Raw genomic sequence first — 17,421 nt, forward strand, 5'->3', positions numbered from 1 at the left:
CTACCTGAACGCCTATTAACTAGAGTTATCGGGATAGTCAAGGTAGTCAGTTGGCTTTTTGTTAGCTTGCAATGCTCGATCGAATACTTCTTACGTACTTAGCCGATTTATATTTTGCTCGAGCTTATTGCAAAATAATATCATTTACTATAGCATCTATGTGAGATTACCGATCGATAAGTTTGATTAGTATTTCCGACCCTAAAATCATCTGTCATATCAGAAATGTTTAACTCATCCTCTCGTAGGTGGATCGATCCGGTCGGTGCAGATCGTCGCGATCGATTACCAAGAGGTTGATAACTATCTGATTAAGCCTATCTACGCTTGCTCTTTCACTCCAGATTTCCGGCTGATTGGTATATATTTGCTTCAGTAATTATACTGATGACATTGATATCAAGCGTGTATAATAAATAATTATGCTGAGACCAGTGTCAATACGATCGGTAACAAAAATCTGATAAGCTTGTCCTAGATTCAAATCATTATCATTAACCTCGATCTGTCCATCTCCAGCTTGAGGAATTTACGTAAGCGGAAACCTTCAGAATGCGCGGCACTGTGGGTATACTACTCATACAGCAGAATTGAAAGCTTCACCAGCAAAACTTCTCCCCTCTCCCTAGTATTTGTGCCGATGACTTCTACCCATACGAAGATCCACGATTTTTTTGCAAATCTCCTTCCTTTTGCGCAGTTATCGAAGGAAGAATTGGCAACTTTAGCCGATCGATCTGAGTTTAGCCGCTATCGGATGGGACAAACAGTCTTGATGCGGGAACAGATGCCCGCGCAGATTATCATTGTCTATTCGGGTCAAGTGCGGCTCCTGGCTTATAATCCCCAAACTCAAACGCCAACCACGCTGCAACTGTTGGAAAAAGGGGAAATCCTCGGCTGGGCGGGCATCGTCCGCAATCGACCTTGTGAGACTGCTATTGCCTCGACGGAAGCCGTCTGTATTTGTATTCCGGCTGATTATTTTCTAGACTTAATCGATCGCACCCCGCAACTAGAGGCATTATTTTACTATGGTACGCCCTCGATCGAGGTTTACGATCTGGTCGCGCAGTACGTCCTTACTCGTCCAGATGGCGATCTGCTGTTGCGATCTTTTGGTGCGGAGGATCTACGGGAACTCGCCCTCAAACTGGCCGCTCAAACTACGATTCGCAATTTCGCTCCAGGTAAATTACTAGTTTCCGATCTAGATCCAGATCGTAGTTGGTTGGTAAGTAGTGGCGAGATCGATGAGTATCCCGTTGGTAGTTGCATCAATCCCCAAGATTATTCAACTCAGGCAACTTTGGAGGTTAGGAAACCCCATCTGGTGCGATTAGTTGGCGTTCCGCTTTTAGAAGCGATCGATCCGCCGACAAGCGATCTCCATGTCGATTTTACCACTGGTGTCAGTGAATTTTCACCGACTCAATTAGGTATTCCCTACGCGCCAGATCGACCTGTAGAGGTCGATTTCACCAGAGACGATCCCCCTGTTAGAAGTAGAGTCAATTACCCGATCTTCAAGGGCAGAGGCCCTTTAGAAGGGACGACAGCCTGCTTGAAGATGATCGCTAAATATTTGAAAGTCCCCTTTCGACCAGATGTCGTCGGGCGGTTGCTGAAGAATCAGATTAGTAGTACTGGAGCAATTTCCCTCCAATTATGCGGTGCTGTTGTGGAAATGCTGGGCATTAACGCCCAGATGGTGAAAATTCCCGCTACGGCAATTGGGAAACTTCAAGCTCCATTATTGATTCCTTGGCAAGATAGTTTTGCGATCGTCTATCAGATTACACCACAGGAACTAACTTTAGGTATTCCCGAATCGGGGATTCGGCGGTTTAAACATGCCGCTTTTGCCGAAAATTGGGGCGATGTCGGCGAGGTATTATTACTCCAACGCAGTAATGCCGCACCTCAAGAAAAATTTGGGATTAAGTGGTTTATTCCCGCGATTAAAAAGCACCGTCGCGTCTTAATTGAAGTTTTAATTGCGTCTCTATTCGTTCAGATTTTTGGCTTGGCAAATCCATTACTGACGCAGTTAATTATCGATAAAGTGATCGGTAATAATAGCGTCACCACTCTCAATACTTTTGGGACTTTACTAATTGTCTTAGCAGTTGTCGAAGGAATTTTAACTACTCTCCGCACCAACTTATTTGTCGATACCACCAATCGGATCGATCTCGCCCTCGGATCGGAAATTATCGATCATTTATTCCGACTTCCGCTCAAATATTACGAAAAGCGTCCTGTCGGTGAACTTGCTACTCGAATTAACGAACTCGAAAATATTCGTCAATTTTTAACTGGAACTGCTCTAACAGTCGTTCTCGATGCGATATTTTCAGTTGTCTATATCGCCGTGATGATTGCCTATAGCTGGCTACTCACCATCATTGCTCTAGCCACATTACCTGCTTTTATTCTACTCACTTGGATTGTCTCCCCGATCGTGCGCGGACAACTACGTACCAAAGCTGAACGCAATGCCGAATCCCAATCCTATCTGGTCGAAGTGATCGGTGGGATTCAAACCATTAAAGCCCAGAATATCGAACTGCGATCGCGTTGGCAATGGCAAACTAAATATGCACGTTATGTCAGTGCGGGATTTCAAACCGCCCTCACCTCAACTACCGCAGGTTCGATTAGTGGCTTCCTCAATAAACTATCGGGGCTACTACTACTTTGGGTAGGTACATACTTAGTTCTAGACAAAAAACTCACCCTTGGTGAATTAATTGCCTTCCGCATTATTGCTGGTTATACCACCCAACCATTGCTCCGGCTGGTACAATTATGGCAAAACTTTCAGGAAACCGCTCTATCGCTCGAACGATTAAGTGATATTTTAGACACGCCGCAAGAAGTAGATGAGGATAATATTAATAACATCACCATGCCCTTAATTGAGGGACATGTCAAAATCGAAAATCTCACCTTCAGTTTTCCAGGTACTAGTGTCAACCAACTGAATAATATTAATGCCGAATTTCAAGCCGGACAATTTGTCGGAATTGTCGGGTTAAGTGGTTCCGGTAAAAGTACCTTGATGAAACTGATTCCACGTCTATATGAAATTAACGCTGGACGGATTGTCATCGACAAATATGATATTACCAAAACCGAACTTTATTCCTACCGCCAACAAATTGGGATGGTGTTGCAAGACACGCTCCTATTCAGCGGTACTATTCAGGAAAATATCGCCCTCACCAACCCCGATGCGACATCGGAAGATATCATCGCTGCGGCAAAAGTCGCCGCTGCTCATGACTTTATTATGGACTTACCCAATGGGTACAATAGTAAAGTGGGCGAACGTGGTTCGGCCCTCTCTGGCGGACAACGCCAACGGATTGCGATCGCTCGTACTGTGCTCCAGCAGCCCCGAATGTTAATCTTAGATGAAGCTACCAGTGCCCTAGATTACGATAGCGAACGCCAAGTTTGTCTCAATTTAGCAGAGACTTTCAAACATCAAACTGTCTTCTTCATTACCCACCGTTTGAGTACGATCAAGACCGCAGATGTCATTGTGATGATGGACAAAGGATCGATCGTCGAAACAGGTACTCATACCGAATTAATGGCATTAAAAGGTCGTTATTATTGTCTCTATCAACAACAAGAATCTCAGGTTTAAGAAAGGGGATAGTGAATAGTGAACGCAAGCGTCCTTTTCGTTACTTCCACTCTCTCCGCCCCAACACCATACCCTGTATATACAAGTCCGTTTGAGTTGATGCGTAGATCTTTACCCCACCCTAGCCCTCCCCGAGGATGCGGGGAGGGGATAAAAGCCCCCTTTACAAGGGGGTTGGGGGTAAGCCCATCAAAAACGAAGTCTAGCCAACTTGTATATACACGATAGCCCTAACACCCCCACACCCCAACACCCTTTACCCCTTCCTCCCCTAATCATGAACACACCCACTCGTCAACCAAATTCTCCCCAAAACGACCCTAGTAAAGTTGCCAAAAGAAAGATCGAGCCTGGAAATCTGCGCCAAGTAGAACAGCCACAAATTGAGACTTTCCAAGCCGAAGAATTCGAGCAGTCAGTGGTCTTCCAGCAGTCACGTACCTGGTCGCGGGGGATTATTTGGACGATTCTGGGGATTACCACTGGTTTGGTTGGCTGGGCGTGTTTTGCACCACTGGAAGAAGCCGTCACCGTTCAGGGTAAACTGGAACCGATCGATAAAGTCAAAGATGTTCAGGTACCCATTGGTGGGGTGGTCAAACAGGTATTAATCAAAGATGGCGATAAAGTTACCGCAGGTCAAAAACTATTAAGTTTAGAATCTGGCGTTTCTCAAGCCACACTAGCCTCACTCCAGAGCAATCTCGACTCAATGATGGCGGAAACCCGCTTTTATCACAGCTTACTCAGTCAAGGCATCGGTACAGTTAGTCCCCAAGCACTAGCGAAACTCAACGTTCGTCCCGAAATCCTTGCGCTCACCACCAGCCGCAGTTCCGTACTTGCCGAAAATCAACTCTATCGCGCCGAATTTAATGGTAGCGATGTGGCAAATCTCGGTATAGAGCAACGTCAACGGCTTCAGTCTAGCCGCGCCGAATTAGCTTCTAGAGTGAATTCCGGTCAATTAGACATCAGTCAATTTGATAATCAAATGCGCGAAAATCGCGGTAAACGGATGAGTAATAGTGAATTACTCACTGACAATCAAGCTGTGATCGCCAACATCGAAGCTAAAGCTACCGCCAGAAGATCCCAACTTGCTGCGCAAATGGCTGGAAATCGTACCCGTCGTCAATCTTCCCAAAGTTTATTAGTTAGTAATCAGGCAATTTTGACTAGCCTAAAACCTGCGGGCGATGCTGGCGCACTCTCTCGCAATCAAGTGCTCAAGCAGGAGCAAGAAGTTATTTCTCGCCAGAGTGAAACGATCCAACTCGACCAGGAATATCAGAAACTAGAGCAGGATCTACAGGAATTACTCGCCAATTCTCGCCTCGAAATCCAAAATCAACAGCAACAAATCAAAAAATATCACCATGAGATCGGTCAACTCGATCGAGAGTATAGTCGTCTAGTGATGGCAACCAATCAAAGTCGCGAAAAACTTAAAAATAGCGTAGCAACATCTCGAAAGGAACTACTCGCGAAAATTGCGATTAATGACAAGCAAATTGCCGAGATTGACGGACAACTAAATAAAACGATCGTTGAGATCGATCGCAAAGTTGCCGATCTCAATACTCAAATTAGTCAAGCCAAAATGAATCTCAAATATCAGGAGATTATCGCACCTGTTAGCGGTACGATCTTTGAACTCAAAGCTGGAACCCCAGGATTTGTGGCCACTTCCAGCGAACCGATCTTGAAAATTGTCCCCAATAATAAACTAACAGCCAAAGTATTTATCAGCAATAAAGATATTGGTTTTGTCAAGCCTGGAATGACTGTTGATGTGCGGATCGATTCCTTCCCCTTCAGTGAATTTGGCGATGTCAAAGGCAAGATCGAATCGATCGGTTCCGACGCACTACCAGCAGATCAGGCTCATCCCTACGATCGCTTTCCCGCCACCATCAAGCTCGAAGCTCAGGATCTAATCATCAAAGGTAAACCAGTCACCCTCCAGTCGGGAATGTCCCTGAGTGCCAACGTCAAAACACGCGATCGCACAGTAATGAGCATCTTCACCGATCTAGTGATGAAACAGGGCGACTCACTCAAGACTATTCGCTAGACTCACGCGAGATAATTATCTCTTTGTTTACGATGGCAACCACTTATAAACAGCTAATAATATTCCACCGACGAAGACTACTGTTATGCCCGTAATAATAGGTTGAATTATCGAGCTTTTGGTTTCAAGAGCGTTAATGTCACCCTCGATTTTAACTACATTAAGCCTGATTTCGGTCACATCTTTCTGGAGTCCTTCTAGTCGTTGGTCAATTTTATCAAATCGTTGGTCTAGTTTATCAAATCGTTGGTCAATTTTATCAAGTCGTTGGTCTAGTTTATTGAGAATATCTTTGATATCGGTTTCAATTATTAGAGACATTATGATATCGTAGCTGTGTATTGTTTGTTTGAAGAAAGTGCAACAACTAGCATGGCTGTGCCTTCTCTATTTTACCGTATTCGCTTGTATGGCAACGGCCAACCTTGTTAGGACGCATCCCCAAAGCATATTTTTGGCAGTGAAGCGGTGGCTGAATCTACCTCAAGCTCGATCGATCGACTGAAAACGCAGAAATTCTAAAATCCACCAAAAATATTGCTAGACATAAAATAGTAGGTGTGTTATGATAGGTAGAGATGCGCTGGCGTAGCTCAGTTGGTAGAGCAGCTGATTTGTAATCAGCCGGTCGGGGGTTCGAATCCGTCCGCCAGCTTTTAGAAATTATTACACTAGAGCAAGATCTAGTACATTGCCTAGATCGACTCACCTGAGTTGACAAAAAATCGGTCTTCTGTTCAGAAGGGCGATTTTTTTTGAGCAAATATTGAGAAGTGACGATCTTCTGTCGATCGCCAAGACCTGCTAACTGTCGATCGAGAAACTTTGCCGATCGATCCTCGCATAATTTACGCGATTTACTACTTGACAAATGCGATCGAGATTAGTTTCAAGTGCGATCGAGATCGCAGTCGATCGAGCTTTTGCCGCTTAGAATTTTAGAGACAGGATTGTCAACACTTGTGCTAAAAACTGCTGTCTCGGATAATTACTCTCGATCGATGAGAGATTTTACCTAGACTTTGGGCAATATAGAAGTAGCATCTTCCACCTCTCGATCGTCGCATCTAATCTTAGTCCAGGCTAAAGCATCGATACCGTAGTGTAAGCAGATTGAAATCGATATTATCCTCAGCAATCTGCTATGTATTTACTACTAGATATATATTTTCAATTTTATATAAATTACGTGAAGTCCTGATGACGGCAGCGCGTCATACATAACATTCTGAGTAACTGATGATGAATAAGCAACCAAACCCCAATAAAAGCGCAACACTCTTTCAATTCATGTTGCGAGCGCAGCAGATTGCCCACCAGGAGCAAGGCACGGATAAAGGTTATGCGATGATGATGACCTCGCTGCTGTCGATCGTTTTGTTTAGCCTGTTAGCGGCATACATGACCATGACCAACATGAGCAAGGCATCGACCAATGCTTATGTGGATGGTAGTAATACTTTTTATGCTTCTGAGTCAGGATTGAATCGACGCGCCGAACAGTTGCGTCAAAAATTTGTCGGCTATGCGCCACCCTCTTCTGGTTCGATGGTTGCCCCGCCAACAAATATGTCCGAATGTTTTCCCTTACCCTTATCAACTACTACTTCCACCACCAGTAACGACTTTGAATGTCGGAACTATGCGTTTCGGTACAATAATAATTCTGCTGGAGTCAGAAGTTCCAGTAATCAAAACGACATGGGCGCAAGTAATGAAATAAGCAATAATAATACAAATGTTGACTATACTGCATTTACATTTGTAGCCGATCGCACAAATTACGATACAACCTCAACTGTCCGCGCTCCAGTTCCAGCAGTTATCCCTGCGGGGGAAACTTATGCAGGGTTGAATGCTCAAGAATATAAGTATACTGTCTACGCCACTGCTGCCAAACCAGATCCCACTAATATCGCTCAACCAGTGCGGTCAAATGATGCTAAAACAGTCTTGGAAATGGCATTTAAGAGTCGGATCATTCCGCTATTTCAATTTGCGGCTTTTTATGACGGCGACTTAGAGATGAACTCTAGCTCGAATATGACTCTGAGTGGGTGGGTGCATAGTAATGCCAATATCTATGTTCAGCCACTGACTAATAGTAGTGCTATTTCCACTACTTTCCTCTCGAAAGTCACTACGGCGGGAAGTATCTACAATCGGGTTGATGCATCCTCTATTGCTAGTACGAGTGGAGTTACACGAGTATTGATGACTGGGAGTGACTGTACTATTCCGGCTAACTGTCGCTCATTCACTGCATTCTCGGCAGGTTATACTCTTCCAGTAAGTGCTCCTGACATTACTGCCTTTGCAGGCAAAGTTAAAGATGGTAACGCTGGAGCCATAACCCTGAGAACTCCACCACCTGGATTTTTGCGCAAGCGCAACTATTTTAATAACAAAGTCGGTGAATACTATGCCAAAGCTGATATGCGGCTGGAAATGGTACCCGATCGAGATGTTGACACTTTCACTGGCAACGTTTGGACTCGGGACCCCAGCAGAAGCAAAATTCCCTTCAATTTTACGGCGATTAGAACTGGTGGGACTGGGACTTGTACGACTACCCCACCAGCCGCAGGTAGCGATCCAGCCGCAACTTATATCGATCCGACTCGGCAAGATGCGAGTACTCTGAAGTGTAATGTATTTACCAAGGGTCAACTCCAAAGTCTGCGGCAACCTGTCTTAGTATTGAAGAATGCTAATGCTGCTCTCCAAACTGAGGAAAACACTACTTTAGGCAGAGCACTAACACTCCCTCCTATACCCAACTTTGGTCTAATCCCAGTAAGTCTCGCTACCAGGGAAAAAATTGTCCGCGCACTCCAGGTAGCTCTAGTATCTACACCGTCACCCGTCAAACTCGACCAACTCGATCTACCATTCACAGATCCTTTGTTGGCAACATTTAGAGGTGAATTTTCTCGGCTGATTAATACTATCACTGGACCAGCCCTCTCCCAAGGCGTTAAAGACGCTCTTTTAGGCGCATCGCCAAATCGGATCGCAGCACTGAGTAATGGTTGGTTCCTCCCCGCACCGATTCAACGCATCGAGACAGCTAATAATCCAACTGGTACGCCAGCCGATGCCAATAATTATAATTATCGCAGTAGTGGCTTCTATGATGGTCGCGAACGACGGTGGATTACCATGCTGCAAACGAATATTGCTAGTTTATCGGTGTGGAATCGGGATGGTGTGTATGTAGAGGCGACTACAGCACTTGCTGGCATTGGGTCTCCAGATACCAACCTCACCACAGTATATCAAACTAATGATGATATGAGAAACGCCACCTTTAACGCTGGTGCTGGTGCCAACTTTACCAATGGTTTGGCATTCGATCGAGCAGCCGCAGATCCAACTAAACCCGTGGGTACGCTGGAATACTTAGGATTGGGAGCTATCGATCGGACAGAAGGGGGTCTCGTCCTTTATGCCACAGTTAATGACGATCTCAATGGTGATGGGGCGATCTCCGCAGCTACCGATGTTTCCACCGATTCAGCCAATCCGATCCTCAAGAAAAATGCTGATGGATCGAATTATATCGATCCCAGCACGGGTACTACCGTTACTCTGGACTATCCACGCAAGTATCGCAATGGCAACACCTATCAGAGTCCCTTTGGTTTTGCTTTTAATGGTGGTAACTATTTACCCGCACCACTGACCCTTGTCACAGACCAATCTATCTACGTTCAAGGTAATTTCAACAACAACAGATCGACTCAGCCAGGCGCAGGGCCTAATACTCCCGATCCAGATCGTCTACCTGCTTCGATTATCGGCGATACGATTACGGCTTTATCTAATCAATGTGTGAATAATAGCACTACTTCGGTAGCGAGTATTACAAACCACTTAGGTGTACCCGTGGGTCAGCTCAACTGTGGATTACCCAGAACTGCGACTGGATCGGTGAATGTTACCGTTAGTAGTAACACACCAACTTACTATCCTGTTACTGGTCCAACTGCTGTCAATGCAGCATTCTTGTCCTACACGAGACGTAGCAATGGCAATCTTGGTGCCGGTCGTGGCTTTGGGACTGGGAACGCATATAGTGGTGGTCTCAACAACTATATGCGGATGTTAGAAGACTGGAACCAAGCTCAGTACTTTAACTACAGTGGTTCATTTGTAAGTTTAGGTACTCCATTGGAATATAGTGGGAATTACATTGGTGGTGGTACTTACTATATGATTCCTGTGCGGAATTTTAATTTCGACACCAAATTTAACGCTTTTGCCGCTATGCCACCTCTAGCACCTCGGGTGATTTATCTCCAACAGGATATATTTAAACGGAATTACTAGGCTGGCGAACTCCGAGATGGGAAACAGTGCCTGTTTCCCATCTCGGAGTTTGGGATCGGCGGTTATAGTAAAAACGCTTAGAAGTCGGACTTCTCAGAATTACGCTAGATCCCCGACTTCTTCGAGAAGTCGGGGATCTGTCTCCCGTGCTTCTCGATCTGCGAAGTCCAATACTTAACTGTTTGCAGTATATCTGTCTCAACAAAAAGTTGGAATCTATCTGTAACTAAGATCGATGATAATTCTTACCTAAATTGTGGGAAATATATAAATACGATGTCATACAGTTAACGATCGAATCAAACACGATCTGGTTGGTGAGAGCCGCTCAATGTAGACACGACTCTGCAATCTGGTATTTTTTTGCAAATAAATAATAAATATATTTTCAATTTTAGCTATACGTGCTGATGATGGGACGCACTTCACACCCACAAAATCTTAAATAACTGATGATGAATAAGCAACCAAACCCCAATAAAAGCGCAACACTCTTCCAATTCATGTGGCGAGCGCAGCAGATTGCCCAGCAGGAGCAAGGCACCGACAAAGGTTATGCGATGATGATGACTTCGCTGCTGTCGATCGTCATGTTTAGCCTGTTAGCGGCATACATGACGATGAGCAATTTAAGTAAATCGGCTAGTACAGCCTATACCAAAAGTAGTAGCACCTTCTATGCTGCTGAATCAGGGTTAAATGCAAGGGCACAATTAATTCGCGACAAAGTAGGTACGTATACCATTCCCAGCGGTGTGAGTGCGGCAAATATGGCTGACTGTGCGAGTGCGGCTCCTGGTGCGCCCATTCAGTATTCGGCAACTAACGATTTTGGTTGTAGAAACTACTCCTTTGACTCTGCATCTGGAACTTCTAGCGATCGAGTTACTAGTAATAATGGTAGCTCTCTTGCCGAACAAAGAACAATCGCCGATAGTTATGTTGCCACTACATATGTTGCTAATAATCCCGATCGTTTAGCAGTATACCCCCGACAAGCACCCATTCCGGCGGGACAACTCTTCGAGGGCATGAACATGTTGGAATATACTCATCGAGTATACTCTAATGCTAGAATTCAAACGGCTGGTACTCTTAGTGCTCCCGAACAGACGGTGCTGCAATTAGATTTTCAGACACGGTTTATCCCGATGTTCCAATTTGCGGCATTTTACGATCAGGATTTAGAGATCACGCCTGGTCCAACGATGTATATTAATGGACGGGTTCACACCAATGGTAACTTACATTTAGCTGGTGGTAATCCTCTCTGTCTGGCAGGACAAGTTAGTGCCCAGGGTGGTATTTATAATCGACGCAAGCACGCAGGAAATGGTGGCGAACAAAGCGATAACGGAAATGTGTACATTTATCCCAGCGCGGTAAATTGTAATGCAGCTATGACACAACTTCCTGCCAATAAGCTGACAAATACTGTTTCATATACTGCTTGGAACGATCCTTTGACCATCCCTGCTGGTTCGAGTGGAAGTAACTTTGATTCGACAAATCGCGCGAACATGCTGGCGAGATTTGGTAGTAATGTTACCGATCGTGTCAATAATATCAGAGTTCCAGCTCCAGACTTTTTAGCTAGAATGGATGATAATTCGGAGTTTAGCGTTTACTATAGCAAAGCAGATCTGCGGATTGAAACGAAGAGCAATCCCGCTGCAAACGCGATTCCATTTAGCTTAACCTCTTTGGCTACTGGTATTTCAGGAGGGACTGGAGCTGGATGTGTTAACGTTGCCGCAGATCGAGTTGGTGCAGCTACCCTGACCTGTACGACATTTGCGGCAGGACAACTCCACAGTCTGCGTCAACCAGTGCTGGTTCGGACTGCTCAAACCATTGATGATACTGCCTTGTGTACGCAAGAGGTATTAGGGGTAACTGCCGCTCCTATTAGCGTTTCGCTTAATCCAAATCGTAACCGTGTCATCGTTCGCGCTCTCCAAACGGCGATGGTTAGTCAAAGATCTCTAGTTAACTACGGTAATATTGGCTCTGGCCCTGCGCCCTCTCCGACTGCTCCAACTCTGAGCACTTTTCCGACGATTAGAACTTTATTTCGGAATAATCTTACTGCCGCAGGATTGCTGTTGACACCAGCCGATTTGGGCATCCTCGACAACAGTACTTTTGCGAGTATCGCAAAGCTCGCTACTAATAGTTGTTTTAAACCCGCTCCAATCCAAACATACAATACTTTCTACAATAATCGCGAACGGACAAATCTCACCACAAATGCGAACAATGGCAATATCGAAATGTTGCAAACCAACATTGAATCGCTCACCATTTGGAATCGAGATGGACTGTATGTGGATTTACAAGTAGATGGCAATGGCGATCCTCAATTAGTTTCCAGCGATTATCAAGTGACTGGGAATAATGGTGGTCAAGGGATAGTTGCTAGAGAGAAAATTTTCCAAATAGCACCAATCCCTGCATCGATGACAACTTGCATTGCTACTGATAATTTGTGTCGGACATCTTTCCGTCATCTAGGATTTGCCAGTGCCGATACTGGTGAAACTGGTTTAGCCGTTCACCTGTCTGTAGATAGCAACAATACGCCGGGTACCAATACTCCTTATCCTGCCAAGAAAAGTCCTTATGGATTTGCAATTACGGATGCTAGTCAATTACCTGGGCCATTAACCATCGCCACAGATCAGGCGGCATATATCCAAGGTGACTATAATTTTAATGCTGGCACAGGTGTTACTGGAAATAGCATCAACCGCGTCAGTGGAACTAGTGAGACTGTCGCGGCACTATCCCATAAAACAGTTGGCAATGGCGGTTATAAATTGCCAGCTTCGATCTTAGCTGACTCTCTCAATGTGACATCCAGGCAGTGTCTCGATACTAATGCCACTACTGGTCTATGGAGGCTCAATTGCGGATTGCGCGTCAACCCAGGATCGCCTATTGGCACTGTAACGACGGTTAATGCAGCCTTTTTAGGTGGTACTGATATTAGACCTTTTAGTAATGCTAATGACTATAGTGGTGGATTACACAATTACCCTCGCTTTCATGAACAGTGGGGTGGTCCCTTAAATTACCGAGGCTCTTTTGTGAGTTTGGGAGCAGCTTTGCAAGTAAGTGGTACTTGGTCACAACAAATTTACGCCCCACCCACTAGAAATTGGGATTTTGATGCAGATTTCAATGATGTAGCTAATTTACCCCCTTTGAGTCCGAATATCGTTTATCTGAAACAAAAGGTCTTCAGCAGGGGTTACAGCAACTAAGACAATATCTTGATTTGGCGTTGTTGAATCTAGTCATCATTGACTGTAGCGAAAATTCCTGAAACTGACGTTACCTTAACTTTATCCAGAGCGATTCATCCAGCAATCGAGAAAATCTCAATTGTAATCGCAGGAATTTAATAACTACCAAATTAGTCAAACGATCGATTGAGTATATGGGCATAATTAAATATAAGATATTGCAGATGGTGGGCAGTGCCCACCGTCTAAACTTTAGGCAATTTCTATCTTATAAAGATTTGCATCTAGTTACTTAAAACTCAAAACCCAAACCGAAATTAACCCCATTAATAGAGCTAAAATTAGTATTGTAACTACTGACTAGGGCGATACCTTCAAATAGATTGACATCGACACCCGCCGTGGCCATTAAGTTGAATTTATCACCTTGGGCAGTACCACCGCCAGAACTAAATTGCACCCCGCCACCAACATGAAAAGTCACCACCGGATTGCGCTCGAATGGTTCTTTGTCACTGAATGCAAAATCATAGGTCACTGGCACTCGCAAAATAGTTCCATTTGAACCAAAGACTGCGGACGGACGAATCGAATACTTTTCGGCAAATGGGAATCTGCTAATTATCCCAAAAGAACCTGAACCATTACCTGTCGAAATAGCTGGGCCGAAATAGTTGAGCGGAATTCTCGTTGGATAACCATTCCCTGTATCTCTGATACTCGGAGTTGACGGAATTGGTGGGGTGGAACCTCCAGGTAGCTCGGACTGCGCGATCCGTTGAAGTTTTGGAGTCGCATGGAGATCGGGACTAGTGACTGGAGATCGATCTTGCCAATTTGCTACCGATTTTTTAACCGCAGCAGTGCTTGGTGCGGAGATCGAAGTTGCGATTGCAGGTGTAGTGATGACGGGTGGGATCATACAGGTTACTGATTACTCCTCAAAGATTAGTTACTTTATTTACTGCTAGCCGTCTAAATCCTAATTAAGATCTAGACGGCTAATTGATTATATAGTTTCCGCAGTTTAATTCGCGGCGATCGAATACCTGCTGACAAGTTTGTTTGGGTTGATGACGAAGAACTAGGGTTTCAAATATTCTCCACTGACAACTAATCCGCCCTGCCTTGAAAAGAGGGTTGGGGTGGGGTAACACCAGCCCAGCCGAAGTCTAGTGGACTTATCGGTACCGAATATTTTGTTAACAATCTCGAATTTGCCCGATCGAGATCGACAGATCTTGGGTGGTATCGACGGTGGTAACATAGGCTCGTTCTGCGGGCGTAAAATCTTCCCATGCGGCTGTCTGACTGGCTAATAAGTCTACTGTAGCATCGGCGATATCCCCCGTGCGTTGGATTAATCGATCGCGTAATACATTCTCTGGTGCGGTACAGTGGAGAATCTGGAAGAATAATCCGCAATCTGCGGCTAAATCGACCACTGGGGAGCGAAGTGACTGTCGATCGTACTTGGCATCCAAAATTACAGTCCAGCCCTGTGCAGCTAATTTATTGCCCAATTCTAGTACTTGCTGGTAGGTTCGATCGGTCATTTCTGGAGTATAGAGACTGTCATCGCCCTTGCTCAGAAGTGGAATTTTACCCAAGTGTTTGCGCACTGCATCAGATCGAAGCTGGATACCACCTACTTGCTGGGCAATTTGTTTACCCAGGGTACTTTTTCCAGAGCCAGATCGCCCCGACAACATTATCAGTCGCCCCTGTCGTTGGCGAGTATAGTCCCAAGCTTGATGATAATAATTTTCGGCTGTCTGGGCGGCTGCAGTTCGATCTGCTGTAGATATCCCAGGATCGTCGAGCAGGAATGAGGTTACTTTGGCGCGGACATACGCCTGACGACTCAAGTACAGGGGCAATACCTGCAATCCCGCCCAATCTCCAGTCTGTTCGGCGTAGGTATTTAAAAACCGATTCGCCAGATCTTTGCGCCCTCTCGCTTCCAAATCCATCACGGCAAAAGCGACATCATACATAGTATCGACAAAGCGGAAAGATTCATTAAATTCGATGCAGTCAAACAGTAATATTTTATCTTGCCAGCGGCAGATATTGCCCAGGTGTAAATCGCCATGACATTCTCGAATAAATCCGCCATCGATTCGATCGAGAAATAGTTGGGCACGATCGTCTAAAAATCGATCGGTATATATTTTTGTCTGATTAAATTGCTGTGGAGTTTGGACGCGCCCGATATATTTTTCTGTCTGTCGATAGTTATCCTTGGTCGATGCTCGAATCCCCTCTACTGCCCCAAAGCTGCTAATATATTCATTAGTTTGAGCGCGATCGTGAAATTCGGCTACAACTCTCGCCATTTCTTCAATATCCCTATTGCCAATCGTCCCCACCTCGAACATATTGCTGAGTAAATTTGATTGGGGAAATTGCACCATTTTCACAGCATAGTCAACTATTTCGCCATCATTTCCCAGCCGATATCGATCGTTTTGTCGCGCGATCGACAATACTGCTAGATATAGTTCTTTAGCACCGCGTTGATTGAGTCGGAGTTCTTCTTCGCAAAAATGCTGACGTTTATCGACAGTAGAATAATCCAAGAACCCAAAGTTAACTGGTTTTTTGAGTTTATAGGCAAAGTCTCCCGTCAGCAACACGTAGGAAGCATGAGTTTGCATCAGTTGAATGGGAACAGTCACCAGATGGGGATAAAATTCTGGTGATAACATTTGCTGGATTAAGGCTGGAAGATTAGCTTCATTTAGCATGATTTGTTAAAAATGGCGGAAGGATCGGGAGAATGAGACTTCAACGTCGATATTTTGTTCGCGATTATATTCTTCAGATCGATAATCTGTGTAATTTCACTGATGCCAATCTCCCAACATCAGTGCAGGAGCTAGATAGACGCTATCGAAAGTTCCGTATTCATCGTGATGCCAAGTCAGTGGTTGAGTCAGCATAATTAAGGTAGGTGAAATGAGTAATCACCTAATTTAAAGTTGAGAAAACGAGATACATAGAGGTAGAATGCTGGCTGGGAGTGTGGCTACATAGCGTCAACTTTGCTAAACCAGGCAAAATTATCGCATAGATTGTGTAGCACAATCGCCACCACCAATCTATTTGGAAGCAATGGATTGTAAATGCTAAGATCGATCGTGATCAGAACCAAACTCAATTAGCAATAAACGATCGTGAAGTTAAATTTTCGCCGGATAATAACGGGTTTACTTTTACCTGCATTACTTGTGGCAATATCATTAGTCATCGTGAGTATTTATCCCGCCGCAGCACTAGCCGATGATTTTACGAAAGCAACTTTGCCTAATAACGCTGATTTTTCAGGCAAGGATTTAACGACTTATGAGTTTACACAAGCTACTGTTCGTAATGGTAAATTTGTAAATTCTAACCTCACTGGCGTGAGTTTGATCGGTGGCAATTTTGACTCAGCAGACATGACTGGGGCAAATATGACTAACGCTTTATTAGATACGGCAAGGCTGACACGAACTAATCTCACTAATGCTATTTTAGTCGGTGCATTTACTTCTGTCACTAATTTTGATGGTGCAATTATCGACGGCGCAGACTTTACTGATGTGCTGCTCCGAAAAGATATCAAAATGAAGTTATGTAAGGTTGCCAAAGGAACTAATCCAACGACAGGTAGAGATACTAGAGAAACGCTAGAATGTAGTTGACAATGAATAGTTGTAGCAGTATAAATATCCCCGACTTCTTGAAGAAGTCGGGGATATTTCCTCACCAGTTATCGCAGGGTGTCTTAGCGTCAGCGTAACGCACAGAAGATTTAATTAATTTAGGATTGCTATAGCAATCTCTGAAATTTAGGGTAGGGGCTATTCATGAATAGCCCCTACCCTAAATTTCATGGCTATTTTCTATAAAGATATCAGATCGTCAATGGTAATATGTCGCTGTTTTGCTAGTTCTTGGAGTCGCTGTTGAGTTGTTATAAAAAGTTGATAGTATTCGACTTTTTTGGCTAAATCTTCTGGCTCTTTACTCTGTAATTTACTTAAATAGTATTTACGCTTTTGTTCGCAGGCAAATTTTTCCAGACAGGCAATAGCAGCACGTAAAACTAATGGCGAACG

General features: G+C 44.4%; 8 protein-coding genes, 1 tRNA gene and 1 pseudogene. 6 read left to right on the forward strand and 4 right to left on the reverse strand.

All coding sequences use genetic code 11. From position 1 onward, the window contains the following. The first annotated feature begins 640 nt into the window (after positions 1-640). Both RMO55_RS01565 and RMO55_RS01570 read left to right on the forward strand, forming a co-directional pair. Entirely contained in the window at positions 641-3,658 is a 3,018-nt protein-coding gene (locus tag RMO55_RS01565; protein WP_310422460.1) for a peptidase domain-containing ABC transporter, read from the forward strand. A 277-nt stretch (positions 3,659-3,935) separates the two neighbouring features. Continuing rightward, complete coding sequence (locus RMO55_RS01570; protein ID WP_310422463.1) at positions 3,936-5,735, forward strand: HlyD family efflux transporter periplasmic adaptor subunit; 1,800 nt, start codon at positions 3,936-3,938, stop codon at positions 5,733-5,735. 27 nt (positions 5,736-5,762) lie between these two features. Here the strand turns inward: RMO55_RS01570 and RMO55_RS01575 are convergent, their stop codons facing one another. Next, positions 5,763-6,056: a hypothetical protein gene (locus RMO55_RS01575; protein WP_310422466.1), complete on the reverse strand. Its 294-nt coding sequence runs from the start codon at positions 6,054-6,056 to the stop codon at positions 5,763-5,765. Between the two features lie 261 nt (positions 6,057-6,317). On the opposite strand from RMO55_RS01575, the gene RMO55_RS01580 reads away from it, so the two are divergent. From RMO55_RS01580 to RMO55_RS01590, 3 genes are all read left to right on the forward strand, one after another. Further along, a tRNA-Thr gene (locus RMO55_RS01580) sits at positions 6,318-6,390 on the forward strand. 584 nt (positions 6,391-6,974) lie between these two features. Then, a complete protein-coding gene (locus tag RMO55_RS01585) occupies positions 6,975-10,067 on the forward strand; it encodes a hypothetical protein (RefSeq protein WP_310422469.1) in 3,093 nt (1,030 codons plus the stop codon). A 452-nt stretch (positions 10,068-10,519) separates the two neighbouring features. Continuing rightward, the gene (locus RMO55_RS01590; protein ID WP_310422471.1) at positions 10,520-13,333 is read left to right on the forward strand and encodes a hypothetical protein; all 2,814 of its coding nucleotides are present in this window, start codon (positions 10,520-10,522) and stop codon (positions 13,331-13,333) included. Between the two features lie 274 nt (positions 13,334-13,607). Here RMO55_RS01590 and RMO55_RS01595 read toward each other — a convergent pair whose 3' ends face one another. Continuing rightward, positions 13,608-14,237, reverse strand: coding sequence for a hypothetical protein (locus tag RMO55_RS01595; RefSeq protein ID WP_310422474.1), 630 nt, complete (start codon positions 14,235-14,237; stop codon positions 13,608-13,610). A 280-nt stretch (positions 14,238-14,517) separates the two neighbouring features. Then, complete coding sequence (locus RMO55_RS01600) at positions 14,518-16,065, reverse strand: AAA family ATPase (RefSeq protein ID WP_310422477.1); 1,548 nt, start codon at positions 16,063-16,065, stop codon at positions 14,518-14,520. A gap of 429 nt (positions 16,066-16,494) precedes the next feature. On the opposite strand from RMO55_RS01600, the gene RMO55_RS01605 reads away from it, so the two are divergent. After that, on the forward strand, positions 16,495-17,004 hold the full coding sequence (locus RMO55_RS01605; protein WP_310422480.1) for a pentapeptide repeat-containing protein: 510 nt from the start codon (positions 16,495-16,497) through the stop codon (positions 17,002-17,004). Between the two features lie 201 nt (positions 17,005-17,205). Here the strand turns inward: RMO55_RS01605 and RMO55_RS01610 are convergent. After that, positions 17,206-17,421, reverse strand: a pseudogene (locus RMO55_RS01610) (DNA primase); the annotation flags it as partial.

The sequence above is a fragment of the Chamaesiphon sp. VAR_48_metabat_135_sub genome, from assembly GCF_031418915.1.
Taxonomy (GTDB): domain Bacteria; phylum Cyanobacteriota; class Cyanobacteriia; order Cyanobacteriales; family Chamaesiphonaceae; genus Chamaesiphon.